Annotated in this window: 14 protein-coding genes; 3 read left to right on the forward strand and 11 right to left on the reverse strand. The window is 69.6% G+C overall.

All coding sequences use genetic code 11. The features are described from left to right. Nucleotides 1–4: 4 nt before the first annotated feature. From mutS to B2J86_RS12570, 3 genes are all read right to left on the reverse strand, one after another. Nucleotides 5–2,617: a DNA mismatch repair protein MutS gene (gene mutS / locus B2J86_RS12560; RefSeq protein ID WP_173025767.1), complete on the reverse strand. Its 2,613-nt coding sequence runs from the start codon at nt 2,615–2,617 to the stop codon at nt 5–7. Between the two features lie 191 nt (nt 2,618–2,808). Next, nucleotides 2,809–3,741 carry an inositol monophosphatase family protein gene (locus B2J86_RS12565; protein WP_173025768.1) on the reverse strand — a complete coding sequence of 311 codons (933 nt, stop codon included), beginning with the start codon at nt 3,739–3,741 and terminating at the stop codon, nt 2,809–2,811. A gap of 158 nt (nt 3,742–3,899) precedes the next feature. Continuing rightward, nucleotides 3,900–4,832, reverse strand: a complete 933-nt coding sequence (locus B2J86_RS12570; RefSeq protein ID WP_169168225.1) for a hypothetical protein — start codon at nt 4,830–4,832, stop codon at nt 3,900–3,902. Nucleotides 4,833–5,055: 223 nt separating this feature from the next. On the opposite strand from B2J86_RS12570, the gene B2J86_RS12575 reads away from it, so the two are divergent. The 3 genes from B2J86_RS12575 to B2J86_RS12585 all read left to right on the forward strand — a co-directional run bounded on the left by B2J86_RS12575 (nt 5,056) and on the right by B2J86_RS12585 (nt 7,390). Continuing rightward, on the forward strand, nt 5,056–5,853 hold the full coding sequence (locus B2J86_RS12575) for an RNA methyltransferase (protein WP_173025769.1): 798 nt from the start codon (nt 5,056–5,058) through the stop codon (nt 5,851–5,853). 36 nt (nt 5,854–5,889) lie between these two features. Beyond that, a complete protein-coding gene (cysE, locus tag B2J86_RS12580; protein WP_173025770.1) occupies nt 5,890–6,663 on the forward strand; it encodes a serine O-acetyltransferase in 774 nt (257 codons plus the stop codon). Nucleotides 6,664–6,730: 67 nt separating this feature from the next. Further along, complete coding sequence (locus B2J86_RS12585) at nt 6,731–7,390, forward strand: nitroreductase (RefSeq protein WP_173025771.1); 660 nt, start codon at nt 6,731–6,733, stop codon at nt 7,388–7,390. Nucleotides 7,391–7,620: 230 nt separating this feature from the next. Here B2J86_RS12585 and B2J86_RS12590 read toward each other — a convergent pair whose 3' ends face one another. The 8 genes from B2J86_RS12590 to B2J86_RS12625 all read right to left on the reverse strand — a co-directional run bounded on the left by B2J86_RS12590 (nt 7,621) and on the right by B2J86_RS12625 (nt 16,251). Next, nucleotides 7,621–8,598 (reverse strand): tripartite tricarboxylate transporter substrate binding protein, encoded by a 978-nt coding sequence (locus B2J86_RS12590; protein WP_169168229.1) that lies wholly within the window; start codon nt 8,596–8,598, stop codon nt 7,621–7,623. A gap of 70 nt (nt 8,599–8,668) precedes the next feature. Next, entirely contained in the window at nt 8,669–9,619 is a 951-nt protein-coding gene (locus tag B2J86_RS12595; protein ID WP_173025772.1) for a 2-hydroxyacid dehydrogenase, read from the reverse strand. Then, nucleotides 9,616–10,500, reverse strand: coding sequence for a 2-hydroxy-3-oxopropionate reductase (locus tag B2J86_RS12600; protein ID WP_169168231.1), 885 nt, complete (start codon nt 10,498–10,500; stop codon nt 9,616–9,618). The genes B2J86_RS12595 and B2J86_RS12600 overlap by 4 nt, the downstream gene beginning before the upstream one ends. 24 nt (nt 10,501–10,524) lie before the next feature. Continuing rightward, nucleotides 10,525–11,286, reverse strand: a complete 762-nt coding sequence (locus B2J86_RS12605; RefSeq protein ID WP_173025773.1) for an HpcH/HpaI aldolase/citrate lyase family protein — start codon at nt 11,284–11,286, stop codon at nt 10,525–10,527. 52 nt (nt 11,287–11,338) lie between these two features. Further along, nucleotides 11,339–12,919: a galactarate dehydratase gene (gene garD, locus B2J86_RS12610; protein WP_173025774.1), complete on the reverse strand. Its 1,581-nt coding sequence runs from the start codon at nt 12,917–12,919 to the stop codon at nt 11,339–11,341. A gap of 8 nt (nt 12,920–12,927) precedes the next feature. After that, nucleotides 12,928–13,911, reverse strand: coding sequence for a tripartite tricarboxylate transporter substrate binding protein (locus tag B2J86_RS12615; RefSeq protein ID WP_173025775.1), 984 nt, complete (start codon nt 13,909–13,911; stop codon nt 12,928–12,930). Between the two features lie 43 nt (nt 13,912–13,954). After that, a complete protein-coding gene (gene gudD, locus B2J86_RS12620) occupies nt 13,955–15,286 on the reverse strand; it encodes a glucarate dehydratase (protein ID WP_173025776.1) in 1,332 nt (443 codons plus the stop codon). An 8-nt stretch (nt 15,287–15,294) separates the two neighbouring features. Further along, the gene (locus B2J86_RS12625; RefSeq protein ID WP_169168235.1) at nt 15,295–16,251 is read right to left on the reverse strand and encodes a tripartite tricarboxylate transporter substrate binding protein; all 957 of its coding nucleotides are present in this window, start codon (nt 16,249–16,251) and stop codon (nt 15,295–15,297) included. Nucleotides 16,252–16,334: the final 83 nt, after the last annotated feature.

Below are 16,334 nucleotides of genomic sequence, written 5' to 3' on the forward strand. Positions count from 1 at the left end.
GGCCTTACTTCGCGCCCAGCCTTTTGAGCTGGTAGAGCGCCTCGAGCGCCTCGCGCGGGCTCAGGGTGTCGGGCTCGAGGGCGGCGAGCGCGGCCTCCAGCGGGCCGGGGCCGTGGGCCTGCGCGGGCTCGGGCGGGGCGGCGAACAGGTCGACCTGCAGCTCGCCCTCGCCGGCACGCGCTTCGAGCGCGGCCAGCGCGTGGCGCGCATGGTGCAGCACCGGCGCCGGCATGCCAGCGAGCTTGGCGACCTGGATGCCGTAGCTGCGGCTGGCCGGGCCGCTTTGCAGCTCGTGCAGGAACACGATGTCGGCGCCCGATTCGGCCGCGGCCACGTGCATGTTGACGGCGTGGCGTGCCTTGACGGGCAGCTCGGTCAGCTCGAAGTAGTGCGTGGCAAACAGCGTGAAGGCACGCGTCTTATCGTGCAGCTGCGTGGCGATGCCGCTGGCCAGGGCCAGGCCGTCGAAGGTGCTGGTGCCGCGGCCGATCTCGTCCATCAGCACCAGGCTGTGCGGCGTGGCGGCGTGCAGGATCTGCGCGGCCTCGAGCATCTCCAGCATGAAGGTGGACTGTGCATTGGCCAGGTCGTCGGCCGCGCCGATGCGCGTGTGGATGGCGTCGATGGGCCCCAGGCGGCAACTGGCGGCGGGCACGTGGCTGCCCACGCTGGCCAGCAGCACGATCAGCGCCACCTGGCGCATGTAGGTCGACTTGCCGCCCATGTTGGGGCCGGTGATGACCTGCATGCGCGTGTTCAGGCTCAGGCGCGTGGTGTTGGCAATGAAGGCGCCGCCGCCGGTCTCCATCAGGCGCGCCTCGACCACCGGGTGGCGCCCGGCCTCGATGTCGATGCAGGGTTCGGGCGTGAACTGAGGCGCGCACCAGTTCAAGGTAAGTGAGCGCTCGGCCAGGGTGCACAGCACATCGAGCGTGGCCAGCGCGTGGGCCAGGCGGGTGAGCTGCGGCACATGCGCCTGCAGCTGGTTGAGCACCTGCTCGTACAGCCACTTCTCGCGCGAGAGCGCCCGCTCCTGCGCCGACAGGGCCTTGTCCTCGAAGGCCTTGAGCTCGGGCGTGGTGAAGCGCTCGGCGTTCTTGAGGGTCTGGCGGCGGCGGTAGTCGTCCGGCACCTTGCTCGCCTGGCCCTGCGTGACCTCGATGTAGAAGCCGTGCACCTTGTTGAACTGCACGCGCAGGTTGGCGATGCCGGTGCGCGCGCGCTCGCGCGTTTCCAGGGCCAGCAGGAAGGCGTCGCAGTCGGTCTGGATGGCGCGCAGTTCGTCGAGCTCGGCGTCGAAGCCGCCGGCGATCACGCCGCCGTCGCGCACCAGGGCCGCGGGCTCTTCGGCGATGGCGCGCTGCAGCAGCTCGGCACAGCCCGGTGGCGGCTGCAGTGCCGCAAAAATTTGGATCAAAAACGGCTCAGACGCAGGACCAGCTTGCGCTAGCAGCTGCGCTTTTTGTAGCGTCTTGGCCAGCGCCACGAGTTCGCGCGGGCGCACTTGGCGCAGCGCGGTGCGCGCCGTGATGCGTTCCACGTCGGCCACGCCCTTGAGCGCGGCGCGCAGCGCCTGCCAGGGCCCGCCGCTGCCGGCGCCGCGCAGCGCCGTGGTGGCGGCCAGGCGCTGGCGCGCTTCGCTGCGGTCGCGCCGGGGCTCCAGCATCCAGGCCTTGAGCAGGCGGCTGCCCATGCCCGTCATGCAGGTGTCGAGCAGCGACAGCAGCGTCGGCGCGTCTTCGCCGCGCAGCGTCCTGACGAGTTCGAGGTTGCGCCGCGTGCTCGCGGGCAGGTCGATCAGTTCGCCCGCGCGCTGCACCTGCACGCTGTGCACATGGGTGAGCTGGCGGCCCTGCGTGTGTTCGGCGTAGTGCAGCAGCGCGGCGGCGGCGGCGTGCGCCTCGGCCAGGTCCTGCGCGCCCCAGGCCTGCAGGCTGGCGGCGCCCAGGTGTTCGCGCAGTGTGCGCTCGCCCAGGCCGGCGTCGAACTGCCAGTCGGGCCGCGGCGACAGCGGGCAGGCGAAGGCGCCGCCCTGGCGCAGCGCCTGCAGTTGCTGCTCGAAGCGCTCGGTCACGCCGGCGCTGTAGACCAGCTCGCTGGGCGCGATGCGCGCCAGCCACGGGCCCAGTTCGTCGCTGGCGCACTCGGCCAGGTGCACACGGCCCTGCGTCACGCTCAGCCACGCCAGGCCGCAGCGCGCGCGCGCGCCCTGGTGCACGGCGAGCAGCAGCGACTCGGATTTGTCGGACAGCAGTTCGGCATCGGTCAGCGTGCCGGGCGTGACCACGCGCACCACCTTGCGCTCGACCGGCCCCTTGCTGGCGCCCACTTCGCCGATCTGCTCGCAGATCGCCACCGATTCGCCGAGCTTGATGAGCCGCGCCAGGTAGTTTTCGAGCGCATGGAAGGGCACCCCCGCCATCACCACCGGCTGGCCGGCCGACTGCCCGCGCTGGGTCAGCGTGATGTCGAGCAGGCGCGAGGCCTTCTCGGCATCGGCGAAGAACAGCTCGTAAAAATCGCCCATGCGGTAGAACAGGAGCGTCTCGGGATACCCGGCCTTGAGCGCAAGGTACTGGGCCATCATGGGCGTGTGGTGTTCAAACGGAGCGGACATGCAGGGGCGGCAGCAAAAGAGGCGGTCACTTTAGCAGCAGGGGTGCCGGCGCCGCAGGGGCCTGGGTGGGCACCGGCCGCAGGGCGAGGGCCCTGCGCGAGGCGCTCTCCCGGGCAGGTGCGGGTGCCGGAGAGGGGCCGGCGCAGGGTGCAGCGCCCGGCTGCAGCGGCAGCCGGCAGGGCGCAGGCCGGTCAGAGCGGGGCGTCTTCGGCGCTGGGGGCGGGCTGGGCGGGCGCGTCGGGTGCTGCCGGCGTCGGGGCCTCTGCCTCGGCTTCGGCGGCATCGGCCTGGCGCAGCGCGGCCTTTTCGCCGGCGCCGGCAAACTTGCTGTATTTGCCCAGGATCGGCACCAGCTGGCCATAGATGCGCGGGCTGCCCGCCAGGCATTCCTGCTGCTCGAGGAAATCGGCCTCGCCCGTGAAGTTGCCCACCAGGCCGCCGGCTTCGGTCACCAGCAGCGAGCCGGCGGCCACGTCCCAGATCGACAGACCCGATTCAAAGAAGCCTTCGGTGAAGCCGGCGGCCACGTAGGCCAGGTCCAGCGCCGCAGCGCCGGGGCGGCGCAGGCCGGCCGTGCGGGGCATGACGTCGGCCATCATGCGCAGGTAGTTCTTGAAGTTGTCGCCGGTGCGGAACGGAAAGCCGGTGGACAGCAGGCTGTCCTTGAGCTGCGTGCGCTTGCTCACGCGGATGCGGCGCTCGTTCATGTAGGCGCCGCGGCCCTTGGTGGCCGTGAACAGGTCGTTGCGCGAGGGGTCGTACACGACGGCCTGCTCGATCTTGCCCTGCACGGCCAGCGCGATGCTGACGCAGTAGACCGGAAAGCCGTGGATGAAGTTGGTGGTGCCGTCCAGCGGGTCGATGATCCAGACGAACTGGGAATCCTTGGCGCCGTGCTGGCTGCCCGATTCTTCGGCCAGGATGCCGTGGCCGGGGTAGGCTGTGAGCAGCGTCTCGATGATGGCCTGCTCGCTGGCGTGGTCGACCTCGGTGACGAAGTCGTTGATCTGCTTCTGCGAGATGCGCACTGCCTCCACGTCCAGGGCCGCGCGGTTGATGAGCGCGCCGGCGGCGCGGGCGGCCTTGATGGCCACGTTGAGCATGGGGTGGAGGTTGGACGACATAGATTGTGGTGAAGGGGCAGGGGCCCCGTGCGGGGGCCTGGAACCGGCGATGCGGCGACAAAGGGGGACGATTCTACCCGCTGCGGGTGCGCCGGGTGGCGCGCCGCGCTGCGGCGCGGACTGCTTCGACCGGGCCGCGCAGCCGCGCGGCCCCGCGTTCACGGAAGCCGCAGCAGCTGCGACTCGGGTACCACGACCTGCTGCACCGGGCCGTTGCCCAGGCTGAATTCGACGCGCAGGCTCTTGCGCACATGGGGTGCCGGGTCCACACCGGCCAGGTCGTTGCCGACGGCAACCTCCAGCCGCCCCTCGCGCTGGAAGCTGCGCAGCCGCTCGGTGATGTCGACCTGGCGGTAGCCGTCGCCGTAGAGCGCGCGGTGGATGTTCAGCCGCCCGTACCCGCCGGCGTTCCCCGGCCGGTCGCGCCCGGCGCTGAACTGCGCGCCATCCACCCAGCTGCCGTCGGGGTATTCATAGACATGCACCTGGCCGCCGGGCCCTGTGGCATGGATGCGCAGCGTCTTGAGCTGGCCGGGCGCGGGGTCGCCACGGAACAGCGACGGGTGGACCTGGAAGCGCTGGTCGCGCTGCACCCATTGCCGCACGGGTTCGCTCACATCGACGCGGGACTCTTCCGTGCCGTAGGTGGCCTGCTGGACCTGGCCGCCGCCGCCGTGCCAGCCGCCCTGGCCGCCGTCCGGCCTGCCGGCGGGGCCGCGGCCAGCACCCCATTCGCCGCCGCGCCAGCCGATGAACTGCGCGCCGTCCACCCAGCTGCCCTCGGGGTAGTCGAAGGTGCGCAGCTGGCCGTCCTGCCCGCGCGCATAGATGCGCAGCATCTTGCGCTGGCCGGGGGCCGGGTCGGCCTGGAACAGGTCGTTGCTGAGCAGGAAACGCTGGTCCCGGCGCGCGAGCTGCTGCAGCCTCTGCGTCGCGTCGATGTTGTGCTGGGCGGTGCCATACAGCGCCTGCTCGATGCGGTAGAGGCCAGCGTCGCCGCGCTGGGCCCAGGCGCTGGACGACAGCACCAGGGCGAACAGGCAGAGCAGCCAGCTGCCCAGGGTTCTGGTGGCGGGGAGGGGAGTGTGCATGGGGGGCCTTTCTTGCGAAGGTGACAGGGTGGGGCCCCAGGCCGGGCGGCGCGGCCGCGGCCGGGGTTCAAGTGAATAACGCTTGGCATGCGCTGGCAGCGCACAGCGGACGGGCCCCGAACAGAGTTTTACACCGGCAGCCGGTGCGGCGCGGCGGCGACAATGGCGGGCTGCCTGCGGCGGCACGCCGTTGATTCCTTTCCTTTCTCTCTCGACCTTCGCCATGCGCACCCGTTTCATCCTCATCCAGACCAGCCACGCCGGCAATGTCGGCGCGGCCGCGCGCGCCATGAAAACCATGGGCTTTGACGACCTGGTGCTGGTCGCACCGCGCTGGCCCAACGTGCTGCGGCGCGAGGAAACCATCCAGCGCGCCAGCGGCGCCCTCGACGTGCTGCGCAATGCGCGCATCGTCGACACGCTCGACGAGGCGCTCAATGACATGAGCCACCTGTGCGCCACGGCGATGACGCCGCGCGACTTCGGCCCGCCCACGTCGGCGCCGCGTCCGTACTTCGAGTCGCTATTGAAAAGAGAGCTTGCAGCGCAAGCGCAGCAAGCGCTGGAGCCAGAAAACACCGTGAACTCCAGCGCCAGCACCGAAGCCGGCATGGCCTTCCTGTTCGGCTGCGAGCGCTTCGGCATGGCCAACGAGGACGTCTACCGCTGCCACGTCGCGCTGCAGATCCCGACCAACCCCGGCTTTGGCTCGCTCAACTTGGGCGCCGCCATTCAGGTGATTGCCTACGAGTGGCGCCTGGCGCTGGGCGGCTTTGCGGCGCCCGCGCCCACGCCACCCACGCCGGCGCTGGTGCGCGCCGACGCCGCGCAGGTGGCGGGCATGCTGGCGCACTGGGAGCAGGCGCTCGTGGACATCGGCTTCCTCGACCCGGCCGCGCCCAAGAAGCTGATGCCGAGGCTCAACCAGCTGTTCAACCGCGCGCAGCTGCTGCCCGAGGAAATCCACATCCTGCGCGGTGTTGCCAAAGCCATGATCGAGGCGGCGCGGGCAAAGCACTAAACTGCTTTTTTCCATTTGTTGCACCCACACCGCTCCATGTTCACCCGCCTGCGCTCCGATATCCAGTGCATTCTCGAGCGCGACCCAGCTGCGCGCACCCGCTGGGAGGTGCTGACCTGCTACCCCGGCCTGCACGCGCTGGTGCTGCACCGGCGTGCGCACTGGTGCTGGACGCACGGCTTCAAGTGGCTCGGGCGCTTCATCTCGCACCTCTCGCGCTGGTTCACCGGCATCGAGATCCACCCCGGCGCCAAAATCGCCAGCTGCGTCTTCATCGACCACGGCATGGGCGTGGTGATCGGTGAGACCGCCGAAATCGGCCCGGGCTGCACCATCTACCACGGCGTCACGCTGGGTGGCACCTCGCTGTACAAGGGCGCCAAACGCCACCCCACGCTGGGGCGCAACGTCATCGTGGGCGCGGGCGCGCAAGTGCTCGGCGGCTTCACCGTGGGCGACGGCGCCAAGGTGGGCAGCAACGCCGTCGTCACCAAACCCGTGCCGGCCGGCGCCACGGCCGTCGGCAACCCGGCGCGCATCATCGCCGCCGACTCCGACGCGCGGCGCGAGGAGGCGGCCTCGAAGATGGGCTTCTCGGCCTATGGCGTCACGCAGAACGACGACCCGCTCTCGCAGGCCCTGCGCGGCCTGATCGACAACGCCGGCGCGCAGGAGCACCAGATCGCGCTGCTGTGGCAGGCGATCGAGAAGCTCGCCGCCACGCCGCAAGTCCACGATTGCGTGCCCGGTGACGCTGCGCGCCAGGAAAATTTCGAGGCCGACAAGCTCACCGCGCTGATCGGCAAATAGCGTCCCGGCGGGCGCAGACCCTGGGCGGCCGGCAAGGCCGCCCTTCATTTTTCAGGAGACCCCCCCGATGGACGTGTTCCAGGCCCTGCACCAGCGCCGCTCCGTGCGCGCCTTCTTGCCCCAGGCGCCCAGCGCCGACGCGGTGCGCACCCTGATGCAAGCCGCTGCGCGCGCGGCCTCGGGCGGCAACCTGCAGCCCTGGCGCGTGCTGGCGCTCACGGGCGAGCCGCTGGCCGACGTGCTGGCCGCCGTGGCCCGGGCCGCGCCCGAGCAGGACGCCAACCAGACCTCGTACCCGCCCAGCCTGTGGGAGCCTTACCGCACGCGCCGTTTTGCCAATGGCGAAGATCTGTACCGCAGCATCGGCATGGCACGGGAAGACAAGGCGGGGCGCCTGGAGCAGCTGGCCAAGAATGCCGAGTTCTTCGGCGCGCCGGTCGGCCTGTTCGTCTGCGTCGACCAGCGCATGGGCCAGGCGCAGTGGGTGGACCTGGGCATCTATCTGCAGTCGCTGATGCTGGCGGCCGTCGACCAGGGCCTGGCCACCTGCGCGCAGGGCTTCTGGCGCCGCTACGAGCGCAGCCTGGCCGCGCACCTGCAGCTGCCCGAACCCTACCGCGTGGCCTTTGGCGTGGCGCTCGGCTACGAGGACACGGCCGCGCCCATCAACACGCTGCAGGCCTCGCGCGCGCCCTTGCACGAGTGGGCCGATCTGCGCGGGTTTTGACGCGCGGGCAGCGCGCACTCTCGAAAAGTGAGCAACTTGCGCTGAGTGGGTATGCGTTTGAGGCCATTTTGATCTGATGGACGCACTTCGCTGCACGGCTTACGCCCTTGCGGGAACGGACAAGCGCGCGACAGGAAATGCGGGTCAGGTGGCGCGTGCGCCCGGCCTGGGTCCGACGGGCTCCCAGACCCGATGGAAATCCCCGGCGGGGTACAGGTCCCCGTCCGCGCTCACTCCACGGTGATCTTGTTGTCCTTGACGACCGTGGCCATCGCAGGCACCTCGGCCTTGAGCCAGGCGGTGAAATCGGCAGGGCTCATGGCCGACGGCTCGGCGCCCAGCGTGGTCAGGCGCTCGCGCACGTCGGGCAGCGCCGTGATGCGGGTGACCTCCGCGTTGAGCTTGTCGACCACCGGCTTGGGCGTGCCGGCCGGCGCCAGCAGGCCCTGCCAGCTGCCGGTGAGGAAGCCCGGCAGCGTCTCGGCCACCGTCGGTGCGTCGGGGACCTGCGCATTGCGCTTGGCGCTGGACAGCGCGATCAGCTTGATCTTGCCGGACCGCACATGCGGGTAGGTGGCCACCATGCCGTTGAACGTCACGTCGACCTGGCCACCGATCAGGTCGGTCATGGCCTGGGAGCCGCCCTTGTAGGGCACGTAGCCCCATTCGATGCCGGCGCGCTGTGCGAACACCACGCCGGCCAGGTGGGTGGCGCTGCCCATGCCCGCGGCCGCCGCATAGTTGACCTTGCCTTTCTGCGCCTTGGCCCAGGCGATCAGTTCGGCCGTGGTGTTGGCCGGCACATTGGCGCTGGCCACCAGCAGGTGGGGCGAGTAGGCCACCATGGCGGCCGGCGCGAAATCGTTCTGCACGTTGAACGGCAGCTTGTACAGCGCCGGTGCGATGGCCAGGTTGCCCACGTCCATCAGCACCAGGGTGTAGCCATCGGCGGGTGACTTGGCCACCAGGTCGGCGCCCAGGTTGCCGCTGGCGCCTGGGCGGTTTTCCACCACCACGGGCTGGCCCCAGTTCTCGGACATCTTCTGGCCGAGGATGCGGGCCAGCACGTCGGAAGTGCCACCGGCTGGAAACGGCACGACGATCTTGATCGGTTTGGTCGGCCAGGCCGCGGGGGCCTGCGCGAAGGCGCCGGGTGTGGCCAGCGCGCAGGCGCTCAGTGCCAGCAGGCGGACGAGTTTGTGGTTCATGTGCTTGTCTCCGGTGAGTCGGCCGGCGCACGTGGCGCCGGCGGGTTGCTGTATTGGGAAAGGGTCACGCTCAGGCCGTCGGCGCCACCACGGCCACCCGGCCGGTGGCGAAGAAGGATTGCAGGTTGGCCAGCACCAGTTCGGCCATGGCGCGGCGCGTCTCGTGCGTGGCGCTGGCCACGTGCGGCAGCAGCACCACGTTGTCCAGCGACAGCAGGGCCTCGGGCACGCGCGGTTCGTCCTGATAGACGTCCAGTCCGGCACCGGCGATGGCGCCCGATTGCAGCGCCTGCACCAGGGCCGCCTCGTCGACCACGCTGCCGCGCGAGACGTTGACCAGGAAGCCCTGCGGGCCGAGTGCCTGCAGGACCTGCGCCTCGATCAGGTGCCGCGTCTCGGTGCCGCCGGCGGTGATGACGACCAGGAAGTCGGCCCAGCGCGCCAACTCCAGCAGCGCCGGCTCGTGCGCCCAGGGCGCGCCGGCCACCGCGCGGCGGCTGTGGTAGCGCACGTCCATGTCGAAGCCGCCGGCGCGGCGCGCGATGGTCTGGCCGATGCGTCCCAGGCCGACGATGCCCAGCCGCGCGCCGCTGACCTTGCGCCCCAGGCCGAAGACCTGGCCGCTGGCCCAGCGGCCGGCGCGCACGAAGCGGTCCGCCTCGGCGGTGCGGCGCGCCACGTCGAGCAGCAGCGCGAAGGCGGTGTCGGCAACGCAGTCGTTGAGCACGTCGGGCGTGTAGCCGACGGCGATGCCGCGCGCATGCGCCGCCGTGAGGTCGATGCGGTCGAGGCCGACGCCGAAGCTGGAGATCACGCGCAGCGATGGCAGTGCGCCGATCAGTGCGGTCGGCGCGCCAGTGCCGCCAGCGGAGGTGACCAGGCCGGCGAAGTCGGCACCGTGGCGCGCCAGAAAGGCGTCCGGGTCGGCCTCGTCGGCGAGGCGGTGCAGCGCGTAGTCGGCCGCCAGGCGCTGTTCAAGGGCCGGCAACAGCCGGCCGGCCTGCAGGATGCGGTGCTTCACTGCGCTGCCAGAGCATGGTCGGCCATGATCTCGATCGCCTGCACGAGGGCCGAGTGGTCTTGGTCCTGCAGGCCGTGGGCCGCGCAGATTTGCATGAGCTGGGCGGCGTTGGCCGTGCCGGGCAGCGCCACACCCAGGGCGCGCGCGCCCTGCAGCGCCAGGCCCAGGTCCTTCTGGTGCAGGCCGATGCGAAAGCCCGGGTCGAACGTGCGTTTGATCATGCGCTCGCCGTGCACCTCTAGGATGCGGCTGGACGCGAAACCGCCCATCAGCGCCTGGCGCACCTTGGCCGGGTCGGCGCCGGCCTTGCTGGCAAACACCAGCGCTTCGGAGACCGCGGCGATGTTCAGCGCGACGATGATCTGGTTGGCCACCTTGCAGGTCTGGCCGTCGCCGTTGGCGCCGACGTGGGTGATGTTCTTGCCCATGCGTTCAAACAGCGGCAGCACGCGCGCGAACGCGGCCTCGGGCCCGCCCACCATGATGGTCAGCGTGCCCGCCTTGGCGCCCACTTCGCCGCCCGAGACCGGGGCGTCGAGGTAATCGCAGCCCAGGGCGTTGATCTGCTGCGCGAAGGCCTTGGTCTCGATCGGCGAGATCGAGCTCATGTCCACCACTACTTTGCCCGCGGTGAGGCCCTGGGCCACGCCGTGCTCGCCAAACAGCACCTTTTGCACGTCGGGCGTGTCGGGCAGCATGGTGATGACGATGTCGGCGTGCTGCGCCACCTCGCGCGCGTTGGCGCATGCGGTGGCGCCGCGCTCTGCCAGGGCCGCAGGCACCTGGCGGCGCGTGTGGACGAAGAGCCGGTGGCCGGCGTCGATGAGCTGGCCGCACATGGGCGCGCCCATGATGCCCAGGCCGATGAATCCGATGTTCATGACAATTCCTGTGGAAGTGAGAGGTCAGGCGCGGCGCATCTGGGCCAGCACCTGCTGCGCGCCGGCGGCGATCAGGCGCGCGTCCGAGCTGACGGTGACAAAGCGAAAGCCCTTGGCAATGCGCGCGCGCGCCGCGTCGGGTGCGCCGTTGTGGATGCCGGCGACGATGCCATGCGCTTGGGCGCGCTCGAGGATGTGGTCGATGGCCTGGGCCACGGGCGCATCCACGTCGTCGAACGTGGGCTTGCAGCCCAGCGCCAGCGACAGGTCGGACGGGCCGATGTAGATCGCGTCCAGCCCTTCGACCGACAGGATGGCGTCGAGGTTGTCGAGCGCCTGCGCCGTCTCGATCATGGCAAAGCGCACGATGGTGTCGTCGGCGTGCGTGGGGTAGTCGGCGCCGCCGTACAGGTTGGCGCGCACGGGGCCAAAGCTGCGCGTGCCGCGCGGCGCGTAGCTGGTGTAGGCCACGAGTTTTTGCGCGTCTTCGCGCGTGTTGACCATGGGGCAGATCACGCCGTAGGCACCCGCGTCCAGCGTCTTCATGATGATGCCGGGCTCAAGCCACGGCACGCGCACCACGGGCACGGTGGCGGTGGTCGAGATCGCCTGAAGCATTGTCACCATGGCCTGGTAGTCGAGCACACCGTGCTGCAGGTCGATGGTCAGCGTGTCCCAGCCCTGGTGGGCCATGGTCTCTGCCGAAAAACTGTTGCCAATGGCGAGCCAGCCGTTGACGGCGGCCTGGTCGTTCTTCCACAGGGTGCGCAGATGGTTTTCTCTCATGAAATAGTCCTTGTGTATCAGTGTGCGGAGGGGAATGTGGTGCGTGTGTGGCTCAGGTCACTGGCGCCGGGTTGAACAGCACCAGGGCGTTGTGCAGCTTCCAGTGTTCGGCCCAGGTCTTCTTGCCGCTGGCCACGTCGAGCATCCGGTGGAACAGCTCCCAGCCCACCTGCTCGATGGTTTGTTGTCCGGTGGCGATCGTGCCTGCGTCCACATCCATCAGGTCGTGCCAGCGGCGCGCCAGATCGCTGCGCGTGGCCACCTTGATGACCGGCACCGCGGCCAGGCCATAGGGCGTGCCGCGCCCGGTGGTGAACACATGCAGGTTCATGCCCGCGGCCAGCTGCAGCGTGCCGCAGATGAAGTCGCTGGCTGGCGTGGCTGCATAGGTCAGGCCCTTGCGCGCGAGTTTTTCGCCCGGCGCGAGCACGCCGGTGATGGGGGCCGAGCCGGACTTCACGATCGAGCCCATGGCCTTTTCGACGATGTTCGAGAGGCCGCCCTTCTTGTTGCCGGGCGTGGTGTTGGCGCTGCGGTCGACCTGGCCCTTGTGCAGGTAGGCGTCGTACCAGGCCATCTCGCGCACCATGGCTTCTGCCACCTCGGGCGTGGCTGCGCGCGCGGTGAGCTGGTCGATGCCGTCGCGAACCTCGGTCACCTCCGAGAACATTACGCTGGCGCCGGCGCGCACCAGCAGGTCGGTGCAAAAGCCCACGGCCGGGTTGGCGGTGACGCCCGAGAACGCATCGCTGCCGCCGCACTGCACGCCCACCACGAGTTCGCTCGCGGGCACCGTCTCGCGCCGGCGTGTATTGAGGCGCTGCAGGTGCGCCTCGGCCTGGCGCACGATCGCATCGACCATCGACATGAAGCCCATGTGCGCGGCGTCCTGCAGGCACACCACGTCGAGCCCGGCCGCCGAGTCGGTGGCGGCCGCGCTGCGTTCGTCGATCAGCGCAATGCTGCCCGGCGGCAGCAGCCGCTCGGGCTGCAGCTTTTCGCAGCCCAGGCTCACCACCATCACCTCGCCGCCGAAATTGGGGTTGAGGCTGATGTTGCGCAGCGTTCGGATCGGAATGATCGCATCGGGCGCATCGATGGCCACCCCGCAGCCGTACGTGTGTTCGAGCGCCGCCACGTCATCGACATGCGGGTACTTTGGGAGCAACTCGGCCTTGATGCGCTGTACCGCGAAGTTGGTGACGCCGGCGACGCACTGCACCGTCTGGGTAATGGCCAGGATGTTGCGCGTGCCCACCGAGCCGTCCGGGTTGCGGTAGCCCTCGAAGGTGTAGCCGTTCAGCGGGGGCTGCGGCGCAGGCTGGGCGGTGGCGATGGGCAGGTGGTCGAGCCCGCGCGCGGCAGGCATTTGCAGCAGGCGCTCGTGCACCCAGCTGCCGGCCAGAATGTCCTGCAGCGCGTAGCCGATCGCCACGTCGTAGCGGCGCACCGCGCTGCCGGCCGGAAGGTCTGCCAGAGCCACCTTGTGCCCCTGCGGCACATGCTCGCGCAGCGTCAGGCCCGAGGCGAAGACGGTGCCGGCGGGCAAGCCACCGTCATTGGCCACGATCGCGACGTTGTCGCGTTCGTGCATGGCGATGTACAGGGGGGCTCGGGTGGCGCTGTGCGGCATGGCCGATCTCATTCTGGCTTGATGTTGCCGTCCTTGATCACCTGCACCCATTTGGCCTGTTCGGTGCGCTGGAAGCTGGCGAACTGCTCGGGCGTATTGACCGTGTACTCCAGCCCGAGACCGTCCATCTTGGCCCGGGTGTCGGGCTGGGCAATGATCTTGGCCAGTTCGGCATTGAGCCGGTTCACGATGGCCGGCGGCGTGCCGGCCGGTGCATACAGCGCCTGCCAACTGCTCACATCGAAGCCGGCGACGCCGCTTTCCTGCATCGTCGGCACATCCGGCAGCACCTGGGTGCGCTTGGCCGACGTGACGGCGAGCGCGCGCAGCTTGCCGCTCTTGATGTGCGGCAGGGCGACCAGCGAGGTTTCGAAGGTCATCGGAATCTGGCCACCCAGCAGGTCCTGCACCGCCGGGGCGCTGCCGCGGTAGGGCACATGGGTGATGTCTGCGCCGGCCAGCAGCCGGAAGGTCTCGCCCGAGAGGTGCTGCGAGGTGCCCTGGCCCGCCGAGCCGAAGGTCAGTGCGCCGGGTTTGGCCTTGGCGGCGGTGATTACGTCCTGGACATTCTTGAAGGGCTGGCTGGCATTGACCAGCAGCACATTGCTGATGCTGCCCAGCAGCATCACGGGGGCGAAATCCTTGGCAGCGTTGTACGGAATCTTGGGCTGCAGCGCCGGGTTGATCGCGTGGGACGCAATGGTGCCCAGCAGCAGCGTGTAGCCATCGGCGGGCGACTTGGCGACGCTGTCGGCGCCCAGCACGCCGCCCGCGCCCGCCTTGTTCTCCACGACGATGGACTGCTTGAGCGCAAGCTGCAGTTGCGCCGCCAGCGTGCGGGCGAGCACGTCGGAGGTGCCGCCGGCGGCAAAGGGCACGACCAGCTTGATCGGTTTGGCGGCCGGCCATGCCTCCTCGGCGTGGGACGGCAGCAGGCAGGCGAGCGTGCTGGCCAGAGCGGCCAGCTGGAGCGTACGGCGGGAAATGCGCATGGTTTGTCTCCGTCTAATAGTGGCGGGAAACGCCTGCCTGGGATCAGCGGACCAATGCCGGACGTTTCGGATCAAAGGTCCAGCCCGGCATGAGCGACTGCATGGCAATGGCGTCGTCGCGCGCGCCCAGGCCATGCTGCAGGTACAGCGCGTGGGCTTTTGCCACTTCGGCCATGTCGAGCTCGACGCCCAGACCGGGTTTTTTGGGCACCTCGACCAGGCCGCCGCGGATCTGCAGCGGCTCTTGCGTGAGGCGCTGGCCGTCCTGCCAGATCCAGTGCGTGTCGATGGCAGTGACCTTGCCGGGCGCGGCCGCCGCCACATGGGTGAACATGGCGAGCGAGACGTCGAAATGGTTGTTCGAGTGCGAGCCCCAGGTCAGGCCCCAGTCGCGGCAGGTCTGCGCGACGCGCACCGAGCCGGCCATGGTCCAGAAATGCGGGTCGGCCAGCGGGATGTCGACCGACTGCAGCGACAGCGCGTGCACCATCTGGCGCCAATCGGTGGCCACCATGTTGGTGGCCGTGGGCAAGCCGGTGGCGCGGCGGAACTCGGCCATGACTTCGCGGCCCGAGAAGCCGTCTTCGGCGCCGCAGGGGTCTTCGGCGTAGGCGAGCACGCCGCGCAGGTCGCGCAGCAGGCGGATGGCGTCTTTGAGCAGCCAGCCGCCATTGGGGTCGAGCGTGATGCGCGCCTGCGGAAAGCGCTCGTGCAGCGCGACGATGGCCTCGACTTCCTGGCCGCCCGCGAGCACGCCGCCCTTGAGCTTGAAGTCGTTGAAGCCGTAGCGTGCGTGCGCGGCCTCGGCCAGGCGCACCACGGCTTCGGGCGTGAGCGCGGCCTGGTTGCGCAGGCGAAACCAGTCGTTGTCGGCGCCGTCTTCCTGGCGGTAATTCAGCGGGGTCTGCTGCGCATCGCCGATGAAGAACAGGTAGCCGAGCATTTCCACCGCCTCGCGCTGCTGGCCTTCGCCGAGCAGCGCCGCCACCGGTACACCCAGGTGCTGGCCCTGCAGGTCGAGCAGCGCGCTTTCGATGGCGGTGACAGCGTGCACGGTGGTGCGCAGGTCAAAGGTCTGCAGGCCGCGCCCGCCCTGGTCGCGGTCGGCAAAGCGCGCCTGCACTTCGCCGAGCAGGCGCCGCACGTCGCCGATGGGCTGGCCCAGCAGCAGCTCGCGCGCGTCTTCCAGGGTGCGGCGGATGGCTTCGCCGCCCGGTACCTCGCCGACCCCGCTGCGACCCGCGCTGTCGGTGAGGATGAGCAGGTTGCGCGTGAAAAAAGGTGCATGCCCGCCCGAGAGGTTGAGCAGCAAGCTGTCGTGACCGGCCACGGGAATGGCCTGCAGCGCGGTGACAACGGGGGTCGAGAAAGCCATGAAAATCCTCAGTCTGCGGTGATGTTGCCGGTCTCTACGACCTTCTTCCAGCGCGCCGATTCCTGCTGCTGGAACGCGGCGAACTGTTCGGGCGTGTTGCCCACGATTTCGAAGCCCACGTCCACGAAGCGCTGCTGGATGCCCGGGTCTTTCAAGGCGGCCATGAGCGCGCCATGCAGCTTTTTCTTCACGTCGGCGGGCAGGCCCTTGGGCGCGGCCACGGCCTGCCACGAGTACACGTTCACCCCGGGCGCACCGGCCTCGGCCATGGTGGGCACATCGGGCAGCAGCGGCGAGCGCTTGTCGGACGTGATGGCGAGCGCGCGCAGCTTGCCGGCGCGCACCTGTTGGATCACGGCGTTGATGTTCTGGAACGACGCGTCCACCTGGCCGCCGAGCAGGTCGGAGATGGCCGGTGCGCCGCCTTTGTAGGGCACGTGCACGCCGCTGGTGCCGGTCTGCTGCCAGAACAGCTCCACCGTGAGGTGGTCCGAGGAGCCGTTGCCCGACGAGGCAAACGTCATCTTGCCGGGGTTGGATTTTTCATAGGCGATCACATTGGCCAGCGTTTTGTGCGGCGAGTTGGCGGGGACGACGAGCAGGTTCGGCGCCTGCACGGCCACCGTGAGCAGGTCAAAGTCCTTGCCGGCGTCGTAGGGCACGCTCTTGACCAGGTGCGGTGCGATCACATAGGGACCGAGCGACGCCACCAGGAGCGTGTAGCCGTCGGCAGCGCTGCGCTTGACCTGGCCGGCGCCAATCGTGCCCGTGGCGCCGGGGCGGTTTTCGACCACGATGGTCTGGCCCAGCGTGGCCTGCATGGGCGTGGCCAGGGCGCGCGCCAGCGTGTCGGTCGAGCCGCCGGGCGGGAAGGGCACGACCATGGTGATGGGTTTGTCGGGCCAGGCAAACGCGGGTGCGGCCAAGGCCAGGGCCGCGACCAGGGTGAATAGGCGCTTCTTCATTGCTCGTCTCCGTTGCGGTTGATGGATTTTTGTGGTCAGTCATCGTACAACCCGATGTGCAACAGAGAGGTCAGGGTATACCC

Source organism: Acidovorax sp. SRB_14 (assembly GCF_012932145.1).
Lineage (GTDB): Bacteria > Pseudomonadota > Gammaproteobacteria > Burkholderiales > Burkholderiaceae_C > Simplicispira.